This is a genomic window from Pantoea sp. X-Soil-ISGK-355 (assembly GCF_059730805.1).
Genome location: NZ_AP035971.1, coordinates 712,495 through 738,017, shown reverse-complemented (window position 1 = coordinate 738,017; position 25,523 = coordinate 712,495). Strand labels below are relative to the sequence as shown.

General features: G+C 56.8%; 18 protein-coding genes. 12 read left to right on the top strand and 6 right to left on the bottom strand.

What is annotated here, in order from left to right; translation table 11 throughout:
• The first annotated feature begins 5 nt into the window (after positions 1-5).
• From thiB to thiQ, 3 genes are read left to right on the top strand one after another with little or no spacing between them, the layout of a single operon-like run.
• Entirely contained in the window at positions 6-992 is a 987-nt protein-coding gene (thiB, locus tag AC6I8J_RS03170) for a thiamine ABC transporter substrate binding subunit (protein ID WP_161731648.1), read from the top strand.
• Positions 968-2,578, top strand: a complete 1,611-nt coding sequence (gene thiP, locus AC6I8J_RS03165; RefSeq protein ID WP_440829859.1) for a thiamine/thiamine pyrophosphate ABC transporter permease ThiP — start codon at positions 968-970, stop codon at positions 2,576-2,578. The genes thiB and thiP overlap by 25 nt, the downstream gene beginning before the upstream one ends.
• Positions 2,562-3,263 carry a thiamine ABC transporter ATP-binding protein ThiQ gene (gene thiQ / locus AC6I8J_RS03160; protein ID WP_161731652.1) on the top strand — a complete coding sequence of 234 codons (702 nt, stop codon included), beginning with the start codon at positions 2,562-2,564 and terminating at the stop codon, positions 3,261-3,263. The genes thiP and thiQ overlap by 17 nt, the downstream gene beginning before the upstream one ends.
• 3 nt (positions 3,264-3,266) lie before the next feature.
• Here thiQ and AC6I8J_RS03155 read toward each other — a convergent pair whose 3' ends face one another.
• The gene (locus tag AC6I8J_RS03155) at positions 3,267-4,031 is read right to left on the bottom strand and encodes a DedA family protein (RefSeq protein WP_161731654.1); all 765 of its coding nucleotides are present in this window, start codon (positions 4,029-4,031) and stop codon (positions 3,267-3,269) included.
• A 169-nt stretch (positions 4,032-4,200) separates the two neighbouring features.
• On the opposite strand from AC6I8J_RS03155, the gene polB reads away from it, so the two are divergent.
• From polB to rluA, 3 genes are all read left to right on the top strand, one after another.
• Positions 4,201-6,561 (top strand): DNA polymerase II, encoded by a 2,361-nt coding sequence (gene polB, locus AC6I8J_RS03150; RefSeq protein ID WP_161731741.1) that lies wholly within the window; start codon positions 4,201-4,203, stop codon positions 6,559-6,561.
• A gap of 152 nt (positions 6,562-6,713) precedes the next feature.
• Positions 6,714-9,620, top strand: a complete 2,907-nt coding sequence (rapA, locus tag AC6I8J_RS03145; RefSeq protein WP_161731656.1) for an RNA polymerase-associated protein RapA — start codon at positions 6,714-6,716, stop codon at positions 9,618-9,620.
• A 38-nt stretch (positions 9,621-9,658) separates the two neighbouring features.
• On the top strand, positions 9,659-10,312 hold the full coding sequence (gene rluA / locus AC6I8J_RS03140; RefSeq protein WP_161731658.1) for a bifunctional tRNA pseudouridine(32) synthase/23S rRNA pseudouridine(746) synthase RluA: 654 nt from the start codon (positions 9,659-9,661) through the stop codon (positions 10,310-10,312).
• A 59-nt stretch (positions 10,313-10,371) separates the two neighbouring features.
• Here the strand turns inward: rluA and djlA are convergent, their stop codons facing one another.
• Complete coding sequence (gene djlA, locus AC6I8J_RS03135) at positions 10,372-11,181, bottom strand: co-chaperone DjlA (RefSeq protein ID WP_013356743.1); 810 nt, start codon at positions 11,179-11,181, stop codon at positions 10,372-10,374.
• A gap of 182 nt (positions 11,182-11,363) precedes the next feature.
• Between djlA and lptD the strand changes: the two genes are divergently transcribed.
• The 6 genes from lptD to apaH are packed head-to-tail and all read left to right on the top strand — an operon-like array spanning position 11,364 to position 18,177.
• Positions 11,364-13,739 (top strand): LPS assembly protein LptD, encoded by a 2,376-nt coding sequence (gene lptD, locus AC6I8J_RS03130; RefSeq protein ID WP_497825081.1) that lies wholly within the window; start codon positions 11,364-11,366, stop codon positions 13,737-13,739.
• Between the two features lie 54 nt (positions 13,740-13,793).
• On the top strand, positions 13,794-15,089 hold the full coding sequence (surA, locus tag AC6I8J_RS03125; RefSeq protein WP_161731662.1) for a peptidylprolyl isomerase SurA: 1,296 nt from the start codon (positions 13,794-13,796) through the stop codon (positions 15,087-15,089).
• Positions 15,079-16,071, top strand: coding sequence for a 4-hydroxythreonine-4-phosphate dehydrogenase PdxA (gene pdxA / locus AC6I8J_RS03120; RefSeq protein WP_161731664.1), 993 nt, complete (start codon positions 15,079-15,081; stop codon positions 16,069-16,071). Before surA ends, pdxA begins: the two co-directional genes overlap by 11 nt.
• On the top strand, positions 16,064-16,885 hold the full coding sequence (rsmA, locus tag AC6I8J_RS03115) for a 16S rRNA (adenine(1518)-N(6)/adenine(1519)-N(6))-dimethyltransferase RsmA (RefSeq protein WP_161731666.1): 822 nt from the start codon (positions 16,064-16,066) through the stop codon (positions 16,883-16,885). The genes pdxA and rsmA overlap by 8 nt, the downstream gene beginning before the upstream one ends.
• Positions 16,886-16,888: 3 nt before the next feature.
• Positions 16,889-17,266, top strand: a complete 378-nt coding sequence (gene apaG / locus AC6I8J_RS03110; protein ID WP_161731668.1) for a Co2+/Mg2+ efflux facilitator ApaG/CorD — start codon at positions 16,889-16,891, stop codon at positions 17,264-17,266.
• A 53-nt stretch (positions 17,267-17,319) separates the two neighbouring features.
• Positions 17,320-18,177 carry a bis(5'-nucleosyl)-tetraphosphatase (symmetrical) ApaH gene (gene apaH, locus AC6I8J_RS03105; RefSeq protein ID WP_497825080.1) on the top strand — a complete coding sequence of 286 codons (858 nt, stop codon included), beginning with the start codon at positions 17,320-17,322 and terminating at the stop codon, positions 18,175-18,177.
• A 34-nt stretch (positions 18,178-18,211) separates the two neighbouring features.
• Here the strand turns inward: apaH and AC6I8J_RS03100 are convergent, their stop codons facing one another.
• The 4 genes from AC6I8J_RS03100 to carB form a co-directional block, all read right to left on the bottom strand.
• Positions 18,212-20,095 carry a PhoX family protein gene (locus AC6I8J_RS03100; protein WP_161731672.1) on the bottom strand — a complete coding sequence of 628 codons (1,884 nt, stop codon included), beginning with the start codon at positions 20,093-20,095 and terminating at the stop codon, positions 18,212-18,214.
• Positions 20,096-20,185: 90 nt separating this feature from the next.
• Entirely contained in the window at positions 20,186-20,668 is a 483-nt protein-coding gene (folA, locus tag AC6I8J_RS03095) for a type 3 dihydrofolate reductase (RefSeq protein WP_161731674.1), read from the bottom strand.
• Between the two features lie 234 nt (positions 20,669-20,902).
• Positions 20,903-22,042, bottom strand: coding sequence for a porin (locus tag AC6I8J_RS03090; protein WP_161731676.1), 1,140 nt, complete (start codon positions 22,040-22,042; stop codon positions 20,903-20,905).
• Positions 22,043-22,294: 252 nt separating this feature from the next.
• Positions 22,295-25,522 (bottom strand): carbamoyl-phosphate synthase large subunit, encoded by a 3,228-nt coding sequence (gene carB / locus AC6I8J_RS03085; RefSeq protein ID WP_161731678.1) that lies wholly within the window; start codon positions 25,520-25,522, stop codon positions 22,295-22,297.
• Between the last annotated feature and the right edge of the window lies 1 nt (position 25,523).

Below are 25,523 nucleotides of genomic sequence, written 5' to 3'. Positions count from 1 at the left end.
GCAAAGTGTTAAACAAAGTTCTGCCGGTGCTGCTGTTACTCTCCGCCCCCGTTCTGGCGGCCAAGCCGGTTCTCACGGTCTACACCTACGACGCCTTCTCCGCCGACTGGGGCCCTGGCCCGGCGGTTAAAAAAGCCTTTGAAGCCCAGTGCAATTGCGAGCTGAAATTCGTCACGCTGGAAGATGGCGTCTCGCTGCTGAACCGCGTGCGCATGGAAGGCAAAAACAGTAAAGCGGATGTGGTGCTGGGGCTGGATAACAATCTGGTGCAGTCGGCGCAGAAAACCGGCCTGTTTGCCGAAAGTCAGGTCGACACCTCGACATTGAAACTGCCCGATGGCTGGCACAACACCACCTTCGTGCCGTTTGATTATGGCTACTTCGCGTTTGTCTATGACAAAACCCGGCTGAAGAATCCGCCAAAAAGCCTGAAAGAGCTGGTCGACAGCCCGGAGAAGTGGCGCGTGATCTACGAAGATCCCCGCACCAGCACGCCCGGATTAGGTCTATTGCTGTGGATGCAGAAAGTCTATGGCGATCAGGCACCGCAGGCATGGCAAAAGCTGGCACAGAAGACAGTGACGGTCACCAAAGGCTGGAGTGAAGCCTATGGCCTGTTCCTCAAGGGCGAAGGTGATCTGGTGCTGAGCTACACCACCTCTCCGGCTTACCACATCATCGAAGAGAAGAAAGAGAACTATGCCGCCGCGCCGTTTGCAGAGGGCCACTATCTGCAGGTTGAAGTTGCCGCGCAGTTAGCCAGCAGCAAACAGCCAGCGCTGGCGCAGCAGTTCATGAAGTTTATGGTCTCGCCTGACTTCCAGCGCACCATACCCACCGGCAACTGGATGTACCCGGTGATCGACACGCCGCTGCCTGCCGGTTTCGCGGCGCTCGACGTGCCTTCCACCGCCCTGCAGTTCTCGCCGGAAGAGGTTGCCAGCCAGCGCTCGGGCTGGATTAGCCAGTGGCAACGCGCCGTCAGCCGCTGATGCCGCGCTGGCTGATTCCCGGTTCCCTCGCCACAGCATTACTGACACTTGTGGCGTTTCTGGCCTTCGGTGCACTCTGGCGCGCCGCGCCGGACACGGACTTACACGGCGTGCTGCAGGATGACTATCTGCATCACGTTATCGCATTCTCGTTTGCTCAGGCGCTGCTCTCCGCCCTGCTGTCGCTGCTGCCTGCGGTGCCGCTGGCGCGGGCGCTCTATCGACGTCGTTTCCCAGGCCGCCAGCTGCTGCTGCGCTTGTGCGCCATGACGCTGGTGCTGCCAGTACTGGTGGCGGTATTTGGGCTGCTAACCGTCTACGGTAGCAATGGCTGGCTGGCGCAGCTGTGCCAGCTGGCAGGGATCGATTACCACTTCTCTCCCTACGGTTTATCGGGCATTTTGCTGGCGCACGTCTTCTTTAACCTGCCGCTGGCGACCCGCCTGATGCTGCAGGCGCTCGAGAGCATTCCGGCGGAACAGCGTCAGCTGGCGGCACAGCTCGACCTGCGCGGCTGGCACCATTTTCGTCTGCTGGAGTGGCCATGGCTGCGGCGTCAGCTGCTGCCGACCGGCGCGCTGATCTTCATGCTCTGTTTCGCCAGCTTTGCTACCGTGCTCTCGCTGGGCGGCGGCCCGCAGGCGACGACCATTGAGCTGGCGATATTCCAGGCGCTGAGTTATGACTACGATCCCGGACGCGCTGCACTGCTGGCGCTGATCCAGCTTGGCTGCTGCGTAACGCTGGTGCTGCTCAGCCAGCGCTTCAGCAAGGCGATTCCCGCCGGAACCAGTCAGTTGAACGGCTGGCGCGATCCGCAGGATTCGCGCGGGGCGCAGCTGGTTGATGCGCTGCTGATCCTGCTGGCGCTGATCCTGCTGCTGCCTCCACTGGCGGCGGTCATCGTCGATGGTCTGCACGGCGGAGTGCGAGGCGCGCTGGCACAGCCTGCACTGTGGCAGGCCACGTTGACTTCATTGCGCATCGCCACCGGCGCCGGTCTGCTCTGTGTGGTGCTGACCATGATGCTGCTGTGGAGCAGCCGCGAGCTGCGCCTGCGTCAGCGCCCGGCGGCGGCAACCCTTATCGACACCAGCGGCATGCTGATTCTGGCGATGCCAGGCATCGTGCTCGCCACCGGCTTTTTCCTGTTGTTCAACGCCACCATCGGCCTGCCCGAGTCGGCCGACGGGCTGGTGATCTTTACCAATGCGCTGATCGCCATTCCCTATGCGCTGAAAGTGCTGGAAAACCCGATGCGGGATGTCGCAGAGCGCTATGGCAGACTCTGCGATTCTCTGGATATCCACGGCTGGAACCGGCTGCGGCTGATTGAGCTGCGGGCGCTGAAGCGTCCGCTGGCTCAGGCACTGGCCTTTGCCTGCGTGCTGTCGATTGGTGATTTTGGCGTGGTGGCGCTGTTTGGCAGCGCCGACTTCCGCACGCTGCCGTTCTACCTTTATCAGCAGATCGGCGCCTATCGCGGCGCAGATGGCGCGGTCACTGCCCTGCTGCTGCTGCTGCTCTGTTTGTTGCTGTTCACCCTGATGGAAAAATTACCAGACCGCCATGCTGACACTGAATAACCTCACGTACCTTTATCAGCATCTGCCGATGCGCTTTAGTCTCAACGCCACTCGCGGCGAGCGCATCGCGATCCTCGGCCCCAGCGGGGCCGGTAAAAGCACGCTGCTGAGCCTGATTGCCGGTTTCCTGCCGGTGAAACAGGGCACCCTGATGATTGACGGCCAGGAGCACACCCACAGCGTGCCGGCCAGACGGCCCGTGTCGATGCTGTTTCAGGAGAACAACCTGTTTCCGCACCTCAGCGTGCAGCAGAATATGGCGCTGGGGCTGCATCCGGGATTAAAACTCAGCACTGAGCAGCGTCAGCAATTGGCTGCGCTGGCCGATCAGGTGGGATTAGGCGATCTGCTTACCCGTCTGCCGGGCGAACTGTCGGGCGGACAGCGACAGCGCGTGGCGCTGGCACGCTGCCTGTTGCGTGATCGTCCGGTATTACTGCTGGATGAGCCTTTTTCTGCGCTGGACCCGGCGCTGCGCGGAGAGATGCTGCAACTGGTACGTTCGGTGTGTGAAGCGCGCAGCATCACGCTGCTGATGGTGTCGCACAGTCTGGAAGATGCCCAGCAGATTGCGCCGCGCAGCGTGGTGATTGTGGATGGACGGGTGTACTGGGATGGCGAAACCCGACAGCTGCTGTCGGGCGAGACGCGGGAGGCCGAGGTACTCGGTATCCCGCATCGTTAAGCATCAGGCGAAGAAAACCTGCCACAGCAGATGCCGGAAAACCGGCATCATCGGATGGAACTGAATGCCGACGAACGCCGAGACGGCGACCACCAGACCCAGCGGTCCTGCCCAGCGCAAACGCTCAGGCGGCAGCCAGGCCGTGGCCCAGTCGCGGCTCTTGCCGCTGCGCCACCAGCGCCAGCATAACCAGCCACCCAGCCAGATCAGCAGTGCTGCGCCGAGTAACAGCCATTTAAAGCTGCTCCCCTGCGCGGCTTTGGGCACATCGATCGCTACCCCCGCCAGAATACCGGGCAGCAGATAGAGCGGCGGCCAGAGAATGCAGCCAATAATGTTTGGCGGCAGAAATTTACGCACCGGCAGCTCCAGCATACCGGCCGCCAGCGGGATCAGCGGACGCGTAGGGCCTACAAATCGACCGACCAGAATCGTAAACATGCTGTGCTGATGCAGGGCGTGCTCGGTTTTATCCAGCAGGCCTTTATATTTTTGCAGATACTTCCAGCGATGCAGCGGCCCCTGGAATTTCCAGCCGATGCCGTAAGAGACCCAATCACCAATCAGACAGCCGGCAAAGCCCGCAGCCCAGGCAGGGTAAAGGCCAAGTTCGCCACTGCCGACCAGCGCGCCCAGACTGGCCATCATTACCGTACCTGGCAGCAACAGCCCGACCAGCGCCAGCGACTCCAGAAATGTCACCAGCGCAACGGCAAACAGCGCCCACTCCAGAGACTGCGTAATCAGTTGTTGAATCCAGGCTTCCATAATCATCCTTAGTAAAAGCAGAAGGCTGGATTGTCCAGGGCCAGCCACACAGCGTCAAGGCAAGAATTGTAGGACAATGTTGACAAAACTCAGTAACGGGAACTGTATAAATATCCATGGTATACTTAAGCGGTTTTCTCACCCCTGAATTGCTGAGTCCGGAGACCATCTGAATATGCCCCGCGCAGGTTTTCTGCTCACCCGCCACTGGCGCGACAGCCCGCATGGCAGCGAAATTATCCTCTGGCTTGCCACCGATGCCGGCGCGCAGCGCGTGGTGCTGCCGGTGCAGGAGTCTGTCGCGTTTATTCCTGAAGAATTTCAGGCGCAGGTCAGCGAATTACTTAAAGATGAACGTCAGTTTCGGATTCAGTCGCTAGCGCTGAAAGATTTCCGCCGCCGTCCGGTTTTTGGTCTCTATTGCCCGCAGAATCGTCAGCTACAGCGCATCGAAAAACGGCTGCGTGAACAGGGCATTCCGGTCTATGAGGCGGATATCCGTCCGCCGGAGCGCTACCTGATGGAGCGTTTTATTACCGCCCCGGTCTGGTTTGACGGCGAGCAGCACGGCGACAGCATGATTAATGCGCGGCTCAAACCTCATCCCGACTATCGCCCGCCGCTGAAATGGGTCTCGCTGGACATTGAAACCACGCAGCACGGCGAGCTTTACTGCATCGGGCTGGAGGGGTGCGGTCAGCGCCAGGTCTTTATGCTCGGCCCGCCAAACGGTGATGCCAGCATGCTGGATTTTGAGCTGATCTATCTCGACAGCCGCCCGCAACTGCTTGAAGCACTGAACCAGTGGTTTGCAGAGCATGACCCGGACGTGTTGATTGGCTGGAACGTGGTGCAGTTTGACCTGCGGGTGCTGCAAAAGCATGCCGATCGCTACGGTATTCCGTTGCGTCTTGGCCGCCAGCAGGCCGCGCTGGAGTGGCGTGAACATGGCTTCAAGCCCGGCGTTTTTTTCGCTCAGGCCAGCGGTCGGTTAATTATCGATGGCATCGACGCACTGAAATCGGCGTTCTGGGATTTCCCGTCGTTCAGCCTGGAGTCGGTGTCGCAACAGCTGCTGGGTGAAGGGAAAGCGATTGATAATCCCTGGCAGCGAATGGAGGAGATCAACTGGCGCTTTGCCAACGATAAACCGGCGCTGGCACGCTATAACCTGAAAGACTGCGAGCTGGTGACGCGCATTTTTCACAAAACCGCGATTATGCCGTTTCTGCTGGAACGCGCGGCGGTGAATGGCCTTGCGGTCGATCGCCACGGCGGTTCGGTGGCGGCCTTTGGTCATCTTTATATTCCGCGGATGCATCGCGCCGGATTTGTCGCCCCGAACATGGGTGATGTCGCCCCGGAAGCGAGTCCGGGCGGCTATGTGATGGATTCGCGCCCCGGCCTGTATGACTCGGTGCTGGTGCTGGATTACAAAAGCCTCTATCCGTCGATTATCCGCACCTTCCTGATCGACCCGGTGGGTCTGGTAGAGGGACTGGCCCATCCTGATGATGCCGATTCAGTCGAAGGTTTCCGCGAAGCGCGTTTCTCACGGCATACCCACTGTCTGCCCGCGATTGTTGAGCAGATCTGGCTGGGTCGTGAAGCGGCGAAAAAGCAGAACAACCAGCCGCTGTCTCAGGCACTGAAGATCATCATGAATGCCTTTTACGGCGTGCTGGGCACCAGCGCCTGCCGCTTCTTTGATCCGCGTCTCGCCTCCTCAATTACCCTGCGCGGTCACGCCATCATGCAGCAGACCCGCGCACTGATTGAGGCGGAAGGCTACGACGTTATCTATGGCGACACCGACTCCACGTTTGTCTGGCTGAAGTCCGCCCACAGCGAAGAGCAGGCCGCCGCGATTGGTCAGCAGCTGGTGCAGAAAGTGAATGCCTGGTGGCGAGCCCACCTGCAGCAAACCCAGGGGCTGACCAGCGCACTGGAACTGGAGTATGAAAGCCACTTCTGCCGCTTCCTGATGCCAACCATTCGCGGCGCGGAACAGGGCAGCAAGAAACGCTACGCCGGACTGATTCGTGACGCTGCCGGTGAGCGCATGGTCTTCAAGGGGCTGGAATCGGTACGAACCGACTGGACGCCGCTGGCCAAACAGTTTCAGCAGCAGCTCTACCATCGCATTTTTCACCGTGAGCCGTGGCAGGACTACATCCGCACGACCGTAGCGCAGTTGCTGGCCGGTGAACTCGACGATCAGCTGATCTACAAAAAGCGTCTGCGGCGGCCGCTGAATGAATATGAACGAAACGTGCCCCCGCATGTGCGTGCCGCCCGGCTGGCCGATGAGCAGAATCGTAAATTAAACCGGCCATTGCAGTACCAGAAGGGAGGCCGTATTCGTTACGTTATGGCGACGGCAGGTCCGGAACCACTGGAAGCGCGCCGCACGCCACTGGACTATGACCACTACGTGACGAAGCAACTTCAGCCGATCGCAGAGGGGATTCTGCCCTTTGTTGAAGGGGATTTTGCTACACTGATTACAGGGCAACTGGGGCTTTTTTGACAGGTGACGAACGCCCTGCCATCCAGTACCATAGCGCCCTTCCTGAAACTCACCGCTCTTACTCCCGCTCCAGATCTCGTTTGTCTGGCGGTAGCGCTATTGCCTGAGCTTTGGGAACACCTCTAAAAACGTTAAAATTTGAGCAAAAAAATATGGTTTTTACATTAGGTCAGCGCTGGATTAGTGATACGGAAAGTGAACTGGGACTGGGCACCGTGGTGGCGATCGATACCCGCATGATCACCCTGCTGTTTCCGGCCACGGGGGAAAACCGCCTCTACGCCCGCAACGATTCGCCGGTTACCCGCGTCATCTTTAATCCGGGTGATACCATCACCAGTCACGAAGGCTGGCAGATGCGCGTCGATGAAGTACGCAACGAAAATGACCTGATGACCTATATCGGTACCCGGCTGGACACCGAAGAAAGCGACGTGATGCTGCGCGAAGTCATGCTCGACAGCAAGCTGGTGTTCAGTAAGCCGCAGGATCGTCTGTTTGCCGGCCAGCTTGACCGGATGGATCGTTTCGCCCTCCGCTTCCGCGCCCGTAAATACCAGAGCGAGCAATATCGTCTGCCTATCAGCGGCTTACGCGGTATGCGCACCAACCTGATCCCTCACCAGTTGCATATCGCCCATGATGTGGGTCGCCGCCATGCGCCGCGCGTGCTGCTGGCCGATGAAGTTGGCCTGGGTAAAACCATTGAAGCCGGAATGATCATCCAGCAGCAGCTGCTGGCGGGTCGTGCTGAGCGTGTCCTGATCGTGGTGCCTGAAACCTTACAGCACCAGTGGCTGGTCGAAATGCTGCGCCGCTTCAACCTGCGCTTTGCGCTGTTTGATGACGATCGCTATACCGAAGCGCAGCACGACAGTGACAACCCGTTTGAAACGGAGCAGCTGATTATCTGCTCGCTGGACTTTGTGCGCCGTAACAAACAGCGCCTTGAGATGCTGGCCGATGCCGAATGGGATCTGCTGGTGGTGGATGAAGCGCACCATCTGGCCTGGTCAGAAGGCGAGCCAAGCCGCGAATATCAGGTTATCGAAAAGCTGGCGGAGAAAACTGCTGGCGTTCTGCTGCTGACTGCAACACCAGAACAGCTGGGTATGGAGAGCCACTTCGCCCGTCTGCGCCTGCTCGACCCGGACCGTTTCCATGACTTTGCCGCCTTTGTTGAAGAGCAGCAGCATTTCCGCCCGATTGCCGATGCTGTCACAGCACTGCTGGCAGACAAGGCAATCTCCCAGGAGGAGATGAACCGAATCAACGATCTGGTCGGCGAGCAGGACATTGAGCCGCTGCTACAGGTCGCCAACAGCGATCGTGACGGCAAGCTGGAAGCGCGTCAGGAGCTGATCTCCATGCTGATGGACCGCCACGGCACCAGTCGCGTACTGTTCCGAAACACCCGTAATGGGGTTAAAGGCTTCCCGAAACGCGAACTGCATCAGATCCGCCTGCCGCTGCCAGCGCAGTATCAGACGGCGATTAAAGTTTCCGGCATCATGGGCGCGCGCAAAAGCGCAGAAGAGCGGGCGCGTGACCTGCTCTACCCGGAACAGATTTATCAGGAATTTGAAGGTGACAGCGGCACCTGGTGGAACTTCGATCCGCGCGTGGAATGGCTGATGGGCTATCTCACCACTAACCGTAAAGAGAAGGTGCTGGTGATCTGTGCCAAAGCGGCCACCGCGCTGCAGCTGGAGCAGGTACTGCGCGAGCGCGAAGGTATCCGCGCCGCGGTGTTCCACGAGGGGCTGTCGATCATTGAGCGCGACCGCGCCGCGGCCTGGTTTGCCTCAGAAGAGAACGGCGCTCAGGTGCTGCTTTGCTCTGAGATCGGTTCAGAGGGCCGCAACTTCCAGTTTGCCAGCCGTCTGGTGATGTTCGACCTGCCGTTTAACCCGGACCTGCTGGAACAGCGTATCGGTCGTCTGGATCGTATCGGTCAGGCGCACGACATTCAGGTTCTGGTACCGTGGCTGGAGCAGACCGCACAGGCGGTGCTGCTGCGCTGGTACCACGAAGGGCTGGACGCGTTTGAACACACCTGCCCGACCGGCCGCACCATCTATGACAGCGTTCATTCACAGCTGATCGGCTATCTGGCCGCGCCGGAAAACAATGAAGGCTTCGATGCGTTTATCACTGACTGCCGTAAACAGCACGACACGCTGAAATCGCAGCTGGAACAGGGTCGTGATCGCCTGCTGGAGCTGAACTCTAACGGGGGTGAATCGGCGCAGTTGCTGGCCAATGCCATCAGCGAGCAGGATAACGACACCGGCCTGGTGAACTTCGCGCTCAACCTCTTTGATATCGTCGGCATCAATCAGGAAGATCGCAGCGATAATCTGATTGTGCTGACCCCTTCCGACCACATGCTGGTGCCTGATTTCCCTGGTTTGCCGGAAGATGGCTGCACCATCACCTTTAACCGCGATCAGGCGCTGTCGCGCGAGGATACCCAGTTTATTACCTGGGAACACCCGCTGATTCGTAACGGACTGGATCTGATCCTGTCAGGTGATACCGGCAGCAGCGCACTGTCACTGCTTAAGAACAAGGCGCTGCCGGTGGGGACCCTGCTGGTTGAGCTGATCTATGTCGTTGAAGCGCAGGCACCGAAGCATCTGCAACTGACCCGTTTCCTGCCACCGACGCCAATCCGTCTGCTGATGGATACCAAAGGCACCAACCTGGCGGGAAAAGTGGAGTTCGAAAGCTTTAACCGTCAGCTGAATGCCGTTAACCGTCATACCGCCAGTAAACTGGTGAATGCGGTGCAGCAGGATGTGCATGCGATTCTGACGCAGGCCGAAGAGAGTGTGGTCAGCGAAGCGCGCGCGGTGATCGATGCGGCACGTGCTGAAGCGAACGAGAAGCTGGGTGCCGAGCTTTCGCGTCTTAACGCGCTGAAAGCCGTCAACCCGAACATCCGCGACGATGAAGTCGAGGCACTGGAAAGCAATCGCGAACAGGTGCTGGAAAGTCTCGATCAGGCTAACTGGCGTCTCGACGCGCTGCGCCTGATTGTGGTGACGCACCAGTAAGCTCAGGGGCCACTGGCCCCTTATTTTTGGAAAGCCCCATGGAACCTTACAACCCACCGCGTGAACCCTGGCTGCACATCCTTTATCAGGATGCACACATCATGGTCGTGAACAAACCCAGCGGTCTGCTCTCGGTACCCGGTCGTCTGGATGAGCACAAAGATAGCGTGATGACGCGGATACAGCGTGATTTCCCGCAAGCAGAATCCGTTCACCGGCTCGATATGGCGACCAGCGGCGTAATGGTGGTGGCGCTGACCAAAGCGGCTGAACGCGAGCTGAAGCGCCAGTTCCGTGAGCGCGAGCCTTCCAAAACCTACGTGGCCTGCATCTGGGGGCATCCGGAGAAGGAAGAAGGACTGGTTGATCTGCCGCTGATTTGTGACTGGCCAAATCGTCCAAAGCAGATGGTTTGCTTCGAGACCGGCAAAGCCGCGCAGACGGAGTATCAGGTGCTGGAATATCGTGCGGATAACTGTGCGCGCCTGTTGCTGAAGCCGATTACCGGCCGTTCACACCAGCTGCGGGTGCATATGCTGGCGCTGGGCCATCCGATTCTGGGGGATAACTTCTATGCGCATCCGGAGGCTAAAGCGATGGCAGCCCGTTTGCTGCTGCATGCAGAGTCACTGACCATTACCCATCCGGCATTTGGTAATGCCATGACGTTTCGCCAGCCCGCCGATTTTTGAAATCTACTGCCTGTCACCGTGGCCTCCTCTGTTGCAGAAGAGGCCAGGAGACATAGTGATTACTTAAAGCCTTTCTCTTTGCGAATCAGATCGTACGCTGCCTGAATTTCCTGCGCTTTCTGCTTCGCCATCTCCATCATCTCTGGCGGCAGCCCTTTCGCCACCAGCTTGTCAGGATGATGCTCGCTCATGAGTTTACGGTACGCGCGTTTAATCGTGGTGGCGTCATCGCTGCTCTTCACGCCCAGCACGCTACAGGCATCTTCCAGCGTTGGGCCGCGTTGCGCCTGCTGGAAACCGCCCGAACTGCGCTGACCACCGCCAAACTGCTGGCCACCCTCCATCATGCGCAGAAACTGATCGAACTGGACACGCGAAATGCCCAGCTCTTCAGCAATCACATAGAGCACCTGACGCTCGTTGGGATGCAGTGAGCCGTCGGCAAAGGCGGCCTGAATCTGGATCTCCAGGAACATCCGGATCAGATCGAACCGGCCAAAACAGGCGCTGCGCAGTTCACGCAATTTACTGCGTAACGGGTAATCCGCCTGCTTGCCTTCGCGGAACGCGCGCTGGGCTGCACTGCGGGAGTCACCATGCAGCTGCATCCGTTCCATTAGCAGCGAAGCAATCTGAATATCCGCTTCCGTGACGCGCCCTTTTGACTTGGTCAGATGGCCCATCACCTGAAAGGTGGTGCTGAAAAACAGCGTCTGTCGGGTCTGATTATTTGAGAAGTAAGCCTTGCCTTGCGCACCGCGTACTTTGTCAATCATATGGCCAATGATCAAGCCAATCACAATACCCCAAAAGCCTGCGCCGGAAAGTAATCCCACCGCCAGACCCATAACTTTTCCCCAGTAGCGCATAAACTCCTCAATTCGCCATGCTTGCGGCTGAAAATTGCATTATCATACCTGTCATTTATCTCAGCGCCTAACGGCAACGCTGACAGACCAGGATTAACACTGGCACAACGCCGGGCAGTAAGTTAGTCTCTGACCCGATTGTCGGCATGATGCCAGTTTTCATGGAATTCTCGATACCGCGTATGAAAAAACATATACCTACCCTGCTGGCCACACTGATCGGCGCAGCCATTAGCCAGCAAGCCTTTGCCGACGATTTGATGTCGCAGTGTATGTTAGGCGTGCCGAGTTATAACCGCCCGCTGGTGAACGGTAATACGAACCAGCTGCCTGTCACCATTCACTCTGATGCCGCGAAAGGGAACTATCCCGATGATGCGGTCTTCACCGGCAATGTAAACATTGAGCAGGGCAACAGCCGTATGCAGGCGGATGAAGTTCAGCTTCATCAGCGTCAGCAGGAAGGCCAGACCGCGCCAGTGCGTACCGTCGATGCCCTGGGTAATGTGCACTACGATGACAATCAGGTCATCCTGAAAGGTCCGAAAGCCTGGTCAAACCTCAACAGCAAAGATACCAACGTCTGGAATGGCCAATACCAGATGGTGGATCGTCAGGGACGCGGGACTGCAGACCAGATGAAGCTGCGCGGCGATAACCGCTATACCATCCTGGAAAACGGTACATTTACGTCCTGTCTGCCTGGCTCCAACAGCTGGAGCGTAGTGGGTTCAGAAGTGATCCAGGATCGCGAAGAGGAAGTGGCGGAGATCTGGAACGCCCGCTTTAAGCTCGGTTCCGTTCCGGTGTTCTACAGCCCCTATCTGCAGTTACCGATTGGCGATCGTCGCCGGTCCGGTTTCCTGATCCCGAACGCAAAATATGGCAGCAATAATGGCTTAGAGTTCATTCTGCCCTATTACTGGAACATCGCGCCGCAGGCCGATGCGACCATCACGCCGCACTACATCAGTAAGCGCGGCATGAAGTTTGAAAATGAATTCCGTTATCTGACCACGCTGGGTGCCGGTCTGATGGAATTTGACTACCTCGGCTCCGATAAACAGTATGACAACGACAAAGCGCTGCGCGGCATCGCCGACGATGACAGCTCCGATCGCTGGCTGTTCTACTGGCGTCATGCGGGTGTTTATGACCAGCACTGGCGTTTCAACGCGGACTACACTAAGGTCAGCGACAAATATTACTTCAACGATCTCGACTCGAAGTACTACAGCTCGACTGATAACTACGCCACGCAGAAATTCAGCATAGGCTATGCCGACACTAACTGGGACGCGACGCTCTCCACTAAAGATTTCCAGGTATTCGGCAATAGCAGCAGCGATAACGTTTACCGCGCGATGCCGCAGCTGGACGTTAATCTCTATCAGAACGATATTGGCCCGTTTGATGGCCGGATCTATGCTCAGGCGGTGAAATTTACCAACGTCAGCGATCACTACCCTGAAGCGACCCGTTTGCACATTGAGCCGACGCTGAACCTGCCGCTGTCAAACGGCTGGGCCAGTCTGGATACCGAAGCGAAGTTCCTGGCGACCCACTATCAGCAGACTGACGTTGATTACTATAATAATGCGGCCAATGGCCTCAGGGGTGATCAGAGCGGCGAGCTGGATGAGTCGGTCAACCGTACCCTGCCGCAGTTTAAAGTGGATGGACGGCTGGTGTTTGACCGCGATATGAACTCGGCTGCGGGCTATACCCAGACGCTGGAACCGCGCGTACAGTACCTCTATATCCCGTACCGCAATCAAAGCAATATCTATCCCTACGACTCAACATTGCTGCAAACCGACTACACCGGTCTGTTCCGCGACCGTACTTATAGCGGGCTGGATCGCATCGCGTCAGCCAATGAAGTGGCTACCGGTGTCACCTCGCGTATTTATGATACCGATCTGGTTGAACGTTTTAACGTTTCTGTGGGTCAAATCTACTCGTTTACCCCTTCTCGTACTGGTGTGAATCAAACCAGTAAAGAAGATGATACCGGCAGCCTGATTTGGGCTGGTGATACATACTGGAAAATCAGCGATCGCTGGGGCGTCAGAGGTGGGCTGCAATATGACACCAAACTCGACAACGTCTCCCAGGGCAATACCGTACTGGAATACCGTCGTGATGCCGACCGTATGGTGCAACTGAGCTACCGTTACAGCAGCCCGGAATATGTGGCAACGGCGCTGAACAACAGTGCGCTGGTGACAAATCCTATCTTTAAAAACGGGATTTCACAGGTGGGCACTACGGCCAGCTGGCCGATTGCGGATGCATGGTCCGTGGTAGGCGCTTACTACTACGATACCCGCAACACGCGTCCGGCGTCGCAGCTGGTTGGACTGCAATACAGTTCATGCTGTTACGCGATCCGGGTCGGTTACGAACGCAAAATTAACGGCTGGGAAAACAACGACAGTAAATATGACAACCAAATCTCATTCAACATTGAGCTGCGTGGTCTGAGTTCTAACTATGGCTTAGGCACCAACGATATGCTGCGTCAGGGCATTATCCCTTACCAGCCCGCTTTCTGATGTTGTGATGTTTGACAGGCAATCCCGCAGTGCGGAACCAACAATGGATAAAGTATGAAGAACTGGAGAATGCTGATTCTTGGTGTGGCAATCAGTGCTAACACCGCGTTCGCAGCACCACAAGTCGTTGATAAAGTTGCAGCCGTGGTCAATAACGGCGTGGTTCTTGAGAGTGACGTGGACGGCATGATGGGCACGGTTAAATCTCAGGCCCAGCAGGCAGGTCAGCAGTTGCCGGATGATAAAACGTTGCGCCATCAGATTCTGGAACGTCAGATCATGGACAACATCATTCTGCAGATGGGTGAAAAAGCGGGGATCCAGATCAGCGACGAGCAACTGGACCAGGCGATTCAGAACATCGCTGCGCAGAACAGGATGAGCCTTGATCAGTTGCGCAGTCGTCTGGCTTATGACGGCATGAATTACAGCGTTTATCGTTCTCAGATCCGTAAAGAGATGACCATTGCTGAAGTGCGCAATAACGAAGTGCGTCGTCGCGTCACCATTCTGCCGCAGGAAGTCGATACGCTGGCTAACCAGATCGGTTCTCAGAACAGTCAGGGGACAGAACTGAACGTCAGCCATATTCTGCTGCCGCTGCCGGAAAACCCGACGCAGCAGCAGGTTGATGAGCAGGAAACACTGGCGAAACAGCTGGTTGGCGAACTGAAAAATGGCGCGGACTTCGGCAAGATGGCCGTAACCTACTCTGCTGACTCTCAAGCGCTGAAAGGCGGCAACATGGGCTGGGGCAAAATCGAAGAGTTACCAACCCTGTTTGCGCAGGCGCTGGCGACCGCGAAAAAAGGCGATATCGTCGGACCCGTTCGCTCAGGTGTCGGCTTCCATATCCTGAAAGTGAATGACCTGCGTGGCGAGAGCAAAAATGTCTCTGTCACCGAAGTGCATTCGCGTCACATTCTGCTGAAGCCATCGCCGATTCTCACAGATGAACAGGCACGCGCGCAGCTGGAACAGATCGCGGCTGACATCCGCAGTGGCAAAACCACTTTCGCCGCGGCGGCCAAACAGTACTCTGATGACCCGGGTTCGGCGAACCAGGGCGGCGATCTCGGCTGGACCTCTCCGGAAGTCTTTGATCCGGCGTTTCGTGACGCACTGCTGCGCCTGAAAAAAGGTCAGACGAGTCAGCCAGTTCACTCCTCTTTCGGCTGGCATCTGATTCAGTTGCTGGATACCCGTCAGGTGGATAAAACCGATGCAGCCCAGAAAGAGCGTGCTTACCGTATGCTGTTTAACCGTAAGTTCGCAGAAGAAGCACAGACCTGGATGCAGGAACAACGCGCCAGTGCCTACGTGAAGATTCTGGATGGCAATGCGCAGTAATGCCCGTGTAGTGATCACCCCCGGCGAACCTGCCGGGATTGGTCCCGATCTTACTGTTCAGCTGGCCCAGCAGTCGTGGCCGGTTGAACTGGTAGTCTGCGCCTCACCTGCCCTGTTGCAGCAGCGTGCGGCACAACTCGGTTTGCCGCTGACCCTGCGTCCCTATCAGCCTGGCATGGCAGCATTGCCGCAGCAGGCGGGTACGCTGACTATCCTGCCCATCGAAACGGCAGCGCCGGTCACGCCCGGCGAGCTTTGCGTCGCCAACAGCGACTATGTGCTGGCCACCCTGGCGCGCGCCTGTGACGGTTGTCTCGATGGTGAGTTCACTGCCCTGATTACCGGCCCGGTGCACAAAGGCGTCATCAATGATGCCGGCATCGCCTTTACCGGCCATACCGAATTCTTCGCCGATCGCGCGGGCGGCCATCGTGTCGTGATGATGCTGGCGACAGAAGAGCTGCGCGTCGCACTGGCAACTACCCATCTGCCGCTGAAAGATGTCCCCGCTGCGGTAACCCGCGACTGTCTGCATGAAGTGATTACGATTCTGCATCGTGATCTGCAGCAGAAGTTTGCCATTGCCGAGCCGCATATTTACGTCTGTGGTCTTAATCCTCATGCGGGCGAAAGCGGCCACATGGGTCGGGAAGAGATCGAGACCATCACGCCGGCACTCAATGAACTGCGTCAGCAGGGCATTAACCTGACCGGCCCGCTGCCTGCGGATACCCTTTTTCAGCCTAAATATCTGCAATATGCCGATGCGGTGCTGGCGATGTATCACGACCAGGGCCTGCCGGTACTCAAATTCCAGGGGTTTGGCCGGGCGGTGAATATCACCCTGGGCCTGCCCTTTATCCGGACTTCAGTTGACCATGGCACTGCGCTTGAACTCGCCGGTCTGGGTCAGGCTGAACCGGGCAGCTTCATCACGGCGCTTAACCTCGCCATCACTATGATCAAGAGCAGTAATGAATAATCGCGTCCATCAGGGGCACTATGCCCGTAAACGTTTCGGGCAGAACTTCCTGAACGATCAGTACATTATCGACAGCATTGTCTCCGCCATCCATCCACAGCGCGATGAAGCGCTGGTAGAGATCGGTCCGGGCCTGGGTGCCCTGACCGAACCGGTCGGCGAACGCCTCGATAAATTAACGGTGATAGAGCTGGACCGCGACCTCGCTGCGCGTCTGGAAACGCATCCGTTCCTTGGCCCTAAACTGACTATCTTCCAGCAGGATGCCATGACCTTCGACTTCGCCGCGCTGGCGCAGGAGAGAGGCCAGCCGCTGCGGGTATTTGGTAACCTGCCGTACAATATTTCGACCCCGCTGATGTTCCACCTTTTCAGCTATACTGGTTCGATCAAAGATATGCACTTCATGCTGCAGAAAGAAGTGGTCAATCGTCTGGTCGCCGGTCCGGGTAGTAAGACCTACGGTCGTCTGACGGTGATGGCGCAATATTACTGCCAGGTCATTCCGGTGCTGGAAGTGCCTCCGCACTCTTTTACACCGCCACCGAAAGTAGACTCTGCCGTGGTGCGTCTGGTGCCGTATGCCGAGCCACCATATCCGGTCAGCGATGTGCGTATTCTGAGCCGCATTACCACTGAAGCGTTCGGCCAGCGACGTAAAACGCTGCGCAACAGCCTGAGCCACATGGTGGCTGCCGGTGCGCTGGAAGAGTTATCCATAGATCCAACCCTGCGTGCCGAGAACGTCTCCGTCGCGCAATATTGTCAGCTGGCGAACTGGCTGGCCAATCATCAGGGAAAATCGCAGGAGTAAGTCATGAGTGAAACGGCCCGCGTCTCCGTCCATGTGCAAAGCCAGTACGTCGCCTCACAATCCTCACCGGATGACGATCGCTACGTCTTCGCCTATACCATTACGATACGCAATCTGGGCCGTTCCGCTGTGCAACTGCTGGGACGTTACTGGCTGATTACCAATGGTAACGGCCGCGAAACGGAGGTTCAGGGTGAAGGCGTGGTCGGTGAACAGCCATGTATTGCGCCTGGTAATGAATTTCAGTACACCAGCGGTGCGGTGATCGAAACGCCGATGGGCACCATGCAGGGACATTACGTGATGGTCGACGAACAGGGTGATACCTTCCACGTCGAGATCCCGGTGTTCCGCCTCGCCATTCAGACCCACATTCATTGATTTACACGCTTTTTGCCCGTTAAATCGGGCACCTTCCTGATGGATAAAACGTTATGAGCACATACCTGATTGGCGATGTTCACGGTTGCTACGATGAATTACGTGCGTTGCTGCAACAGGTCGATTTCAATCCTGAGCAGGATACGCTGTGGCTGACCGGCGACCTGGTGGCACGCGGTCCAGGCTCCCTTGACGTCCTGCGCTACGTGAAATCGCTGGGTGACGCGGTACGTCTGGTGCTGGGCAATCACGATTTGCATCTGCTGGCGGTTTACGCCGGGATCAGCCGTAACAAGCCTAAAGATCGCCTGACCCCCCTGCTCGAAGCGGACGATGCAGATGAGCTGATCAACTGGCTACGTCGTCAGCCGCTATTACAGGTTGATGAAGAGAAAAAACTGGTGATGGGCCACGCCGGTATCACACCGCAGTGGGATATCGAAACCGCGAAAAAGTGTGCGCGTGAAGTGGAAGCGGTTCTCGCCAGCGACAGTTATCCGCTGTTCCTGGATGCCATGTATGGCGATATGCCGAACAACTGGAGTGAGGATTTGACCGGCCTGGCGCGTCTGCGCTTTAGCACCAACGCCCTGACGCGCATGCGTTACTGCTTCCCCAACGGTCAGCTGGACATGATCTGCAAAGATGCCCCTGAATCCGCCCTTCCGCCGCTGAAACCCTGGTTTAACATCGAGGGGCCGGTTGCACGTGACTACACCATCGTGTTTGGTCACTGGGCATCACTGGAAGGCAAAGGGGCACCAGACGGCATTATCGGTCTGGATACCGGCTGCTGCTGGGGCGGAACGCTAACCCTGCTGCACTGGGAAGATCAGCGTTATGTCGTGCAGCCTTCCAATCGCGAACAAGCGCTGGCCTCCAGCGACAGTCTCGCACCGCCTGCGTTATAACGGCGATGCTGGTCAGTCAGGCCAGCATCCTGTTTTATGCACCGATAATGCCGCCATCTTCGCGGGTGATCATGATCACCGACGAACGTGGACGCGGGCTGTTATTGGGAAAGTGTGAGTCACCCTCTTCACCGGGATGCTGCACATTCACGAACAGCGTTTTGTAGTCGGGCGTGAAGGTAATACCGGTAAGCTCGCACGATTTGGGGCCGACCATAAACCGGCGGATCTCTCCACTGTCAGGATCTCCCACCAGCATCTGATTATTCCCCTGCCCCTGATAATCCTCTTTGTTACTGTACTTGCCGTCGGTCAGGATCCACAAGCGCCCCTGCGCATCAAATCCCAGGCCATCCGGGCTGTTGAAGGTGTTCTCCGCCGTGATGTTAGGTGTGCCGCGATAAACCCCTTCAGGATGTGCTATCGGGTTGCCGCACAAGGCATAGATATCCCACTCAAAGGTCTGTGCAGTGGCATCGCCCTTCTCATCCCAGCGGATAATCTGACCGTAAATATTTTTTGGCCGCGGATTCGCTGCATTGACCGGCATGCCTTCATTCCCGCGCTTGTTGTTGTTGGTCAGCGTGCAGTAGGCACGACCATCGTGTGGGTTAACGGCAATCCACTCGGGCCGATCCATCCGCGTGGCGTTAACGACATCGGCCGCCGCACGCGCATTGATCAAAACATCTGCCTGGCTATTGAATCCCTTTTCAGCGGTGAGTCCATTTTCGCCCCACTTCAGCGCCAGCCAGCGCCCGGTGCCTTTCAGCGGTGTGCCCTGCGCATCACCGTTGAACTGCGCCACATAGAGCGTGCCCTTATCCAGCAGTCCGTGATTGGCTTTAGCATCATCCGGGATGACCTTGTCGTCGGAGACATATTTATAGATATATTCGCCGCGCTCGTCGTCGCCCATATAAACCACCAGCTGGCCGGTTTTCGCGACCGTCACGGCGGCATTCTCGTGCTTAAAGCGGCCCAGCGCGGTCCGCTTTACCGGCACGGAGTGAGGATCGAAAGGATCGATTTCGACGATCCAGCCGTGACGGTTGAATTCGTTGGGATTCTTAGCGATATCGAAGCGGGGATCAAAGTCAGACCAGTTGCGCTCCGGCTCGGCGGCATTCAGGGTATAGCGCTTCTGCTGTGGGGTCGGGGTAAAGTCGGCCTGATGGGTACCAAAGTAGGTATCGTAGTTCTCTTCACAGGTGAGATAGGTGCCCCACGGCGTTTTGCCGTTGGCGCAGTTACCAAAGGTGCCCAGGACATTCATTCCCTGCGGATCGGCCGCAGTCTGCAGCGCTTTATCCCCTGCGGCCGGACCGGAGAAGCGCATCGGGGTATTGGCGGTAATGCGGCGGTTATAGTCAGAAGGACGTACCACCTGCCAGCGATTGTCCTCACCCCGTTTGACTTCAACGATGGAGATACCGTGCGCCGCCTGCGACTTTTTGACATCTTCCAGGCTGGTCGCTTTACTGCCGCCGTGGGCAAATAGCGTCGGCTCGTTCACGTATTCATTGTTAATCGCCATCACGCCACGCTGGTCATTAATCGCGAAGAAGCTCATCCCATCGTTGTTGTCACCGAACTGCTTTTCCTGATCTTCTGCGCTATTGTTGCCGTGCGGGTCAAACGCGACCGCGCCATTCACCAGCGGATCACCCCAGGAGATCAGCACGTCAGCACGATAGCCCGGTGCGACCACAACCTCATCGGCCGTAGATGCGGCAATCGCCTGAAAGCCCAGCAGTGGGCTGCCGGCAGGCTTTGTCTGCGCCAGTACGTTTCCTGAAAGCGTGAGGCTGCCGCTGAGAAAGCCGGTCAGCCCTATCGCGCCGGAACCGGCAAGAAATTTACGACGATGTGGATCACGAAGGCGGTCAGTGCTTAATGCGGAGAGTTCGGTTTTCATTATTGATTGCTTCCTTTATGACGATCCCAGAAAAGAAGCAATGCTAATGAACAGAGATGACAGCCAGGTTACAGCCAGGCGGAAAGAGGATTAACGGCGACGGTCGAGGATCTCAAAACAGTAGCTGTGAGAGTTCTGCTCATCAGCGTCGTGGAATTCGCTGAAAGTGGACTGCCATTCGTCCGGCTCGTAATCCGGGAACTGCGTATCACCTTCTACTTCCGCATCAATGTGCGTCAGATAAAGACGATCGGCACGCTTCAGCATCTGCTCATAGACGCGGCCACCGCCAATCACCATGATCTCCTCAGCGTCTCCGGCTGCCTGTAACGCCTCATCCAGCGACGTAACCCAGGTCACGCCTTCTGTGGTGCCTGGCTTACTGCTGACAACAATGTTCAGTCGTCCAGGTAACGGACGGCCAATGGATTCAAAGGTCAATCGCCCCATAATCACCGGTTTCTTCAGCGTATTGCACTTGAACCACGCCAGATCTGCAGGCAGGTCCCACGGCATGGCGTTCTCCATTCCAATAATGCGATCTGCTGCTAATGCCGCGATAAGACTAATCATGTTAACCACTCACTGAAAAAAATTGGCGCCATGATACGTAAAGGTGAAACTTTCGTCGATAGGGGGAAAGGTCTATTTGCGTAAAGCTTTTCATGATGCCGTTTTTCGCGGCCTGTGCAGCGTTTTTCACCGCGTAATCGCGTCAGTTTGCCGCAGCGCGCCAGCGACTGGCCTCAGGCTGGCACAAAAAGCGTGCGCAAAAGAAAACGGCTCCCGCAGGAGCCGTCAGGGTTATCAGAAGTCGTAGCGCAGACGCACCAGATTCATATCACCCAGGTTATCGGTGCTGGAGGTAAAGACATGTTCGTAATCAACACGGAAACCGTAGTCGAGGAACAGCGTCACACCCAGACCGTTGTCGATGCGCTGGTAATCACGGCCAGTCGCATACTCGATGCGGTCACCCATGACATAAGGCTGGATGGCTTTCAGACCGTACTGCGCCACCGGGATCTTGTAACCGGCGAAATATTCAATGCCCCACGCATCGCCAGCAAAGTAGTCATGCACATCTTTGCGTTTGGTGGTCATGAAGTTCTGATACCAGCCGCCACCGGCTGACAGCGTCCAGTTGCCTGGTGTCCAGCTCAGAGCGGTGCCGTAGATGTTCTGGTCGTAATCGCGGCTGTCGCCGTTGTTCGGATTACGCATCGCCGCGCGAGTGTAGTTCCACGCCGTGCCCCAGCTCAGATCCTCAGTGATGTGGTAATCCACGCCCAGTGAGCCGCCGCCTTTGCGCTTATAGCGCAGGCCGTTGCCTGGCAGATACTCGTTATCTTCGAACAGATAAGAAGCGTAGATATCCGCGTCGCCGAAGCTGTTTTTGTACTTCAGCTGCTTACGTGAACGGTAAGATCCATCGTAGTCGCCGTTGATTCCGTTGCCCGGTGCCTGGCCGATCATGTCGTAATCCCAGATATCCGTTTTGGCGCCCACGGTGTCATAATAGACGCTGTTCTGCTGACCAAAGGTAAGCTGACCCCAGGTTTTGCTTTTCAGACCGGTGTAGAGCTGGCGACGCGTGGTGTTATTGGCACCATCGGCATAGTGACGATCCCAGCTGAACACCGCCGGTACGTTAACACCCAGCTCGTAGTAGCTGATCCAGCTCACGTCATCAAACAGGTAATAGTCAGCGCCAAAACGGAAACGGGTGCCACCATCGAAACCGTCGCGCTTGTAGGATTTGTCATCCACGCCGGTCTGATGATTGACCTGAGCACGGATGCTGCCGCCAACATTCAGGGTAAGACGGCTAAGTGGATCGCCCGCCTGCGGATCCTGTTTCAACAGGGTAATTTCCGCCTGGCTGGCGAAAGGAAGAATAGCCATCAGTGCAGCCACTGCACTCAGAGAAAAAGTACGCATTTTCATTTTTTATTTATGTCCTGATACGCTCCAGTGATGAGCGGCAGGCATAGTACTGGCGAAAAATCCGCACAGGAAGTGTTTATCTTATAAATTTGTGCGAACCGGCGTTATTCGCACCTATAGCTAAAAAATTAAGCCAAATCAGTTACTTTAACGCAAACTCCAGACTCTTCCTGGACCTCAATTTCGGATTATCGCCAGAGAAGTGGCAAAAAAAACGGCTCCCGAAGGAGCCGTTTTTCACATTACATTACCTTACATCGCCTTTATCTGGGCATGCATTTCCTGAACGGAGATAACCTGTTCCGTCGGGTCTGCATTCAGCGCCATCGCGGTGGCGAAGCCGCCGTTCAGCGTGGTGTCGTAATGCACTTTATACTGCAGTGCGCTGCGGCGAATCAGCTTCGAATCTTCAATCGCCTGACGACCCGCCGTTGTATTGACGATGTAGCTATACTCGCCATTCTTCAGGCGGTCCTGAATGTGCGGACGTCCTTCATGCACCTTGTTGACCAGGCGCGGGTTGATGCCCGCTTCGCCCAGCACCACCGCGGTGCCGTGAGTCGCATCCAGTTCGAAACCAAACTTCTGCAGCTTCGCGGCCAGGTCGACGATACGTTTCTTGTCGCCTTCACGCACAGACAGCAGCGCACGGCCTGACTTCTTCATATTGCTCTGGGCACCCAGCATCGCTTTGGAGAACGCCTCAGCGAATGTGCGGCCCACACCCATGACTTCACCAGTGGAGCGCATTTCTGGACCCAGAATCGGGTCAACGCCCTGGAACTTGTTGAACGGCAGCACCACTTCTTTGACCGAGTAGTAAGGCGGGATCACCTCTTCCGTCACGCCCTGCTCTGCCAGTGTTTTACCTGCCATCACGCGCGCAGCCACTTTCGCCAGCGGTACACCGGTCGCTTTAGAGACGAACGGAACGGTACGCGCTGCACGTGGGTTCACTTCGATCAGATAGACTTCGTTGTCTTTCACCGCGAACTGAACGTTCATCAGGCCACGAACGTTCAGCTCAAACGCCAGTTTCTCAACCTGCTGGCGCATCACATTCTGAATCTCCTGATTCAGCGTGTAGGCCGGCAGTGAACAGGCGGAGTCACCGGAGTGAACACCAGCCTGCTCAATGTGTTCCATAATGCCGCCAATCAGCACCCGCTCACCGTCGCAAATCGCATCCACATCCACTTCGACAGCATCATCCAGGAAGCGATCCAGCAGTACCGGCGCATCATTGGAAACCGAGACTGCCGTCTGGAAGTAACGTCTGAGGTCGATCTCGTCGTAGACGATCTCCATGGCACGGCCACCCAGTACATAGGAAGGACGCACCACCAGCGGATAACCCAGGCCAGCCGCTTTCTCGACTGCCTGCTCCAGCGTCGCTACCGTGGCGTTAGCTGGTTGCTTCAGTTTCAGGCGATCAACCGCCTGCTGGAAACGTTCACGGTCTTCCGCACGGTCAATAGAATCCGGGCTGGTGCCGATAACCGGTACGCCTGCGGCTTCCAGTGCACGCGCCAGTTTCAGCGGGGTCTGACCGCCATACTGTACGATGACGCCTTTTGGCTGCTCGATGCGCACAATCTCCAGCACATCTTCCAGCGTGACCGGCTCAAAGTAGAGGCGGTCAGAGGTGTCGTAATCGGTCGAGACCGTTTCCGGGTTACAGTTCACCATAATGGTCTGGTAACCATCTTCACGCAGCGCCAGAGCGGCATGAACGCAGCAGTAGTCGAATTCGATACCCTGACCGATACGGTTTGGCCCACCACCCAGAATCATGATTTTTTCACGATCCGGACTCGGGTTGGCTTCGCACTCCTCCTCATAGGTGGAGTACATATAGGCCGTATTCGTCGCGAACTCGGCGGCACAGGTATCCACCCGCTTATAAACCGGATGCAGGTTAAACTGCTGACGCAGCTTGCGGATTTCGCTCTCAGCCACACCTGCCAGCGTCGCCAGCCGCGCATCGGCAAAGCCTTTACGCTTCAGAGTACGCAGGAACGTGGCATCCAGGCTATTCACCCCTTCGCTTGCCACCTGATCTTCCAGCCGTACCAGCTCTTCAATCTGCACCAGGAACCAGCGGTCAATGTTGGTCAGATTGAACACGCCATCTACTGACATACCGGCACGGAATGCATCAGCGATGTACCAGATGCGGTCTGAACCGGCATCTTTCAGCTCGCGGCGGATGCGGGTTAACGCTTCCGGGTCATCAAGGTGCACTTTCGGGTCAAAACCGTTAGCGCCGACTTCCAGGCCGCGCAGCGCTTTCTGCATGGACTCCTGGAAAGTACGGCCAATCGCCATCACTTCACCCACCGATTTCATCTGCGTGGTCAGGCGATCGTTGGCACCGGCAAATTTCTCAAAGTTGAAACGCGGGATCTTGGTGACGACGTAGTCGATTGACGGTTCAAACGAGGCTGGTGTTAAACCGCCAGTGATATCGTTCATCAGCTCGTCGAGGGTGTAGCCGACTGCCAGTTTGGCCGCCACTTTAGCAATCGGGAAGCCAGTCGCTTTTGACGCCAGCGCCGAAGAGCGCGACACGCGTGGGTTCATCTCGATGACAATCAGGCGACCATCTTTCGGGTTAACTGAGAACTGCACGTTGGAGCCACCGGTCTCAACACCGATTTCACGCAGTACCGCCAGCGAGGCGTTACGCATGATCTGATACTCTTTGTCGGTCAGCGTCTGGGCAGGCGCCACCGTGATGGAGTCACCGGTGTGGATCCCCATCGCATCGAAGTTTTCAATTGAGCAGACGATGATGCAGTTGTCGTTTTTATCGCGCACTACTTCCATCTCATACTCTTTCCAGCCAATCAGCGACTCATCAATCAGCAGCTCATTGGTTGGTGAGAGGTCGAGACCACGTTCGCAAATCTCTTCAAACTCTTCGCGGTTGTAGGCGATGCCGCCACCGGTTCCGCCCATAGTAAATGAGGGACGGATAATGCACGGGAAGCCAACATCTTCTGCCACGGCCAGCGCTTCTTCCATGGTGTGCGCAATGCCGGAGCGCGCGGTATCCAGACCGATGCTTTTCATCGCCACGTCGAAGCGACGACGATCTTCCGCTTTGTCGATCGCATCAGCCGTCGCGCCAATCATCGTGACGCCAAACTCTTCCAGCACGCCATGACGCTCCAGCTCCAGCGCACAGTTCAGCGCTGTCTGTCCGCCCATCGTTGGCAATACCGCATCCGGGCGCTCTTTTTCGATGATTTTGCGCACCACTTCCCAGTGAATCGGCTCAATGTAGGTCGCATCGGCCATTTCCGGGTCGGTCATGATCGTCGCCGGGTTCGAGTTTACCAGAATGACGCGGTAACCCTCTTCACGCAGCGCTTTACACGCCTGCGCACCGGAATAGTCAAATTCGCAGGCCTGGCCGATCACAATCGGACCGGCACCAAGAATCAGGATGGATTTTAGGTCTGTACGTTTTGGCATG

Excerpts from the sequence above, each read along its gene's own strand:
- thiQ (WP_161731652.1), top strand. The coding sequence starts at position 2,562 with ATGCTGACACTGAATAACCTCACGTACCTTTATCAGCATCTGCCGATG.
- rsmA (WP_161731666.1), top strand. The coding sequence starts at position 16,064 with ATGAATAATCGCGTCCATCAGGGGCACTATGCCCGTAAACGTTTCGGG.
- apaG (WP_161731668.1), top strand. The coding sequence starts at position 16,889 with ATGAGTGAAACGGCCCGCGTCTCCGTCCATGTGCAAAGCCAGTACGTC.
- lptD (WP_497825081.1), top strand. The coding sequence starts at position 11,364 with ATGAAAAAACATATACCTACCCTGCTGGCCACACTGATCGGCGCAGCC.
- surA (WP_161731662.1), top strand. The coding sequence starts at position 13,794 with ATGAAGAACTGGAGAATGCTGATTCTTGGTGTGGCAATCAGTGCTAAC.
- carB (WP_161731678.1), bottom strand. The coding sequence starts at position 25,522 with ATGCCAAAACGTACAGACCTAAAATCCATCCTGATTCTTGGTGCCGGT.
- apaH (WP_497825080.1), top strand. The coding sequence starts at position 17,320 with ATGAGCACATACCTGATTGGCGATGTTCACGGTTGCTACGATGAATTA.
- djlA (WP_013356743.1), bottom strand. The coding sequence starts at position 11,181 with ATGCGCTACTGGGGAAAAGTTATGGGTCTGGCGGTGGGATTACTTTCC.
- rluA (WP_161731658.1), top strand. The coding sequence starts at position 9,659 with ATGGAACCTTACAACCCACCGCGTGAACCCTGGCTGCACATCCTTTAT.
- folA (WP_161731674.1), bottom strand. The coding sequence starts at position 20,668 with ATGATTAGTCTTATCGCGGCATTAGCAGCAGATCGCATTATTGGAATG.
- rapA (WP_161731656.1), top strand. The coding sequence starts at position 6,714 with ATGGTTTTTACATTAGGTCAGCGCTGGATTAGTGATACGGAAAGTGAA.
- AC6I8J_RS03090 (WP_161731676.1), bottom strand. The coding sequence starts at position 22,042 with ATGAAAATGCGTACTTTTTCTCTGAGTGCAGTGGCTGCACTGATGGCT.
- pdxA (WP_161731664.1), top strand. The coding sequence starts at position 15,079 with ATGCGCAGTAATGCCCGTGTAGTGATCACCCCCGGCGAACCTGCCGGG.
- AC6I8J_RS03155 (WP_161731654.1), bottom strand. The coding sequence starts at position 4,031 with ATGGAAGCCTGGATTCAACAACTGATTACGCAGTCTCTGGAGTGGGCG.
- AC6I8J_RS03100 (WP_161731672.1), bottom strand. The coding sequence starts at position 20,095 with ATGAAAACCGAACTCTCCGCATTAAGCACTGACCGCCTTCGTGATCCA.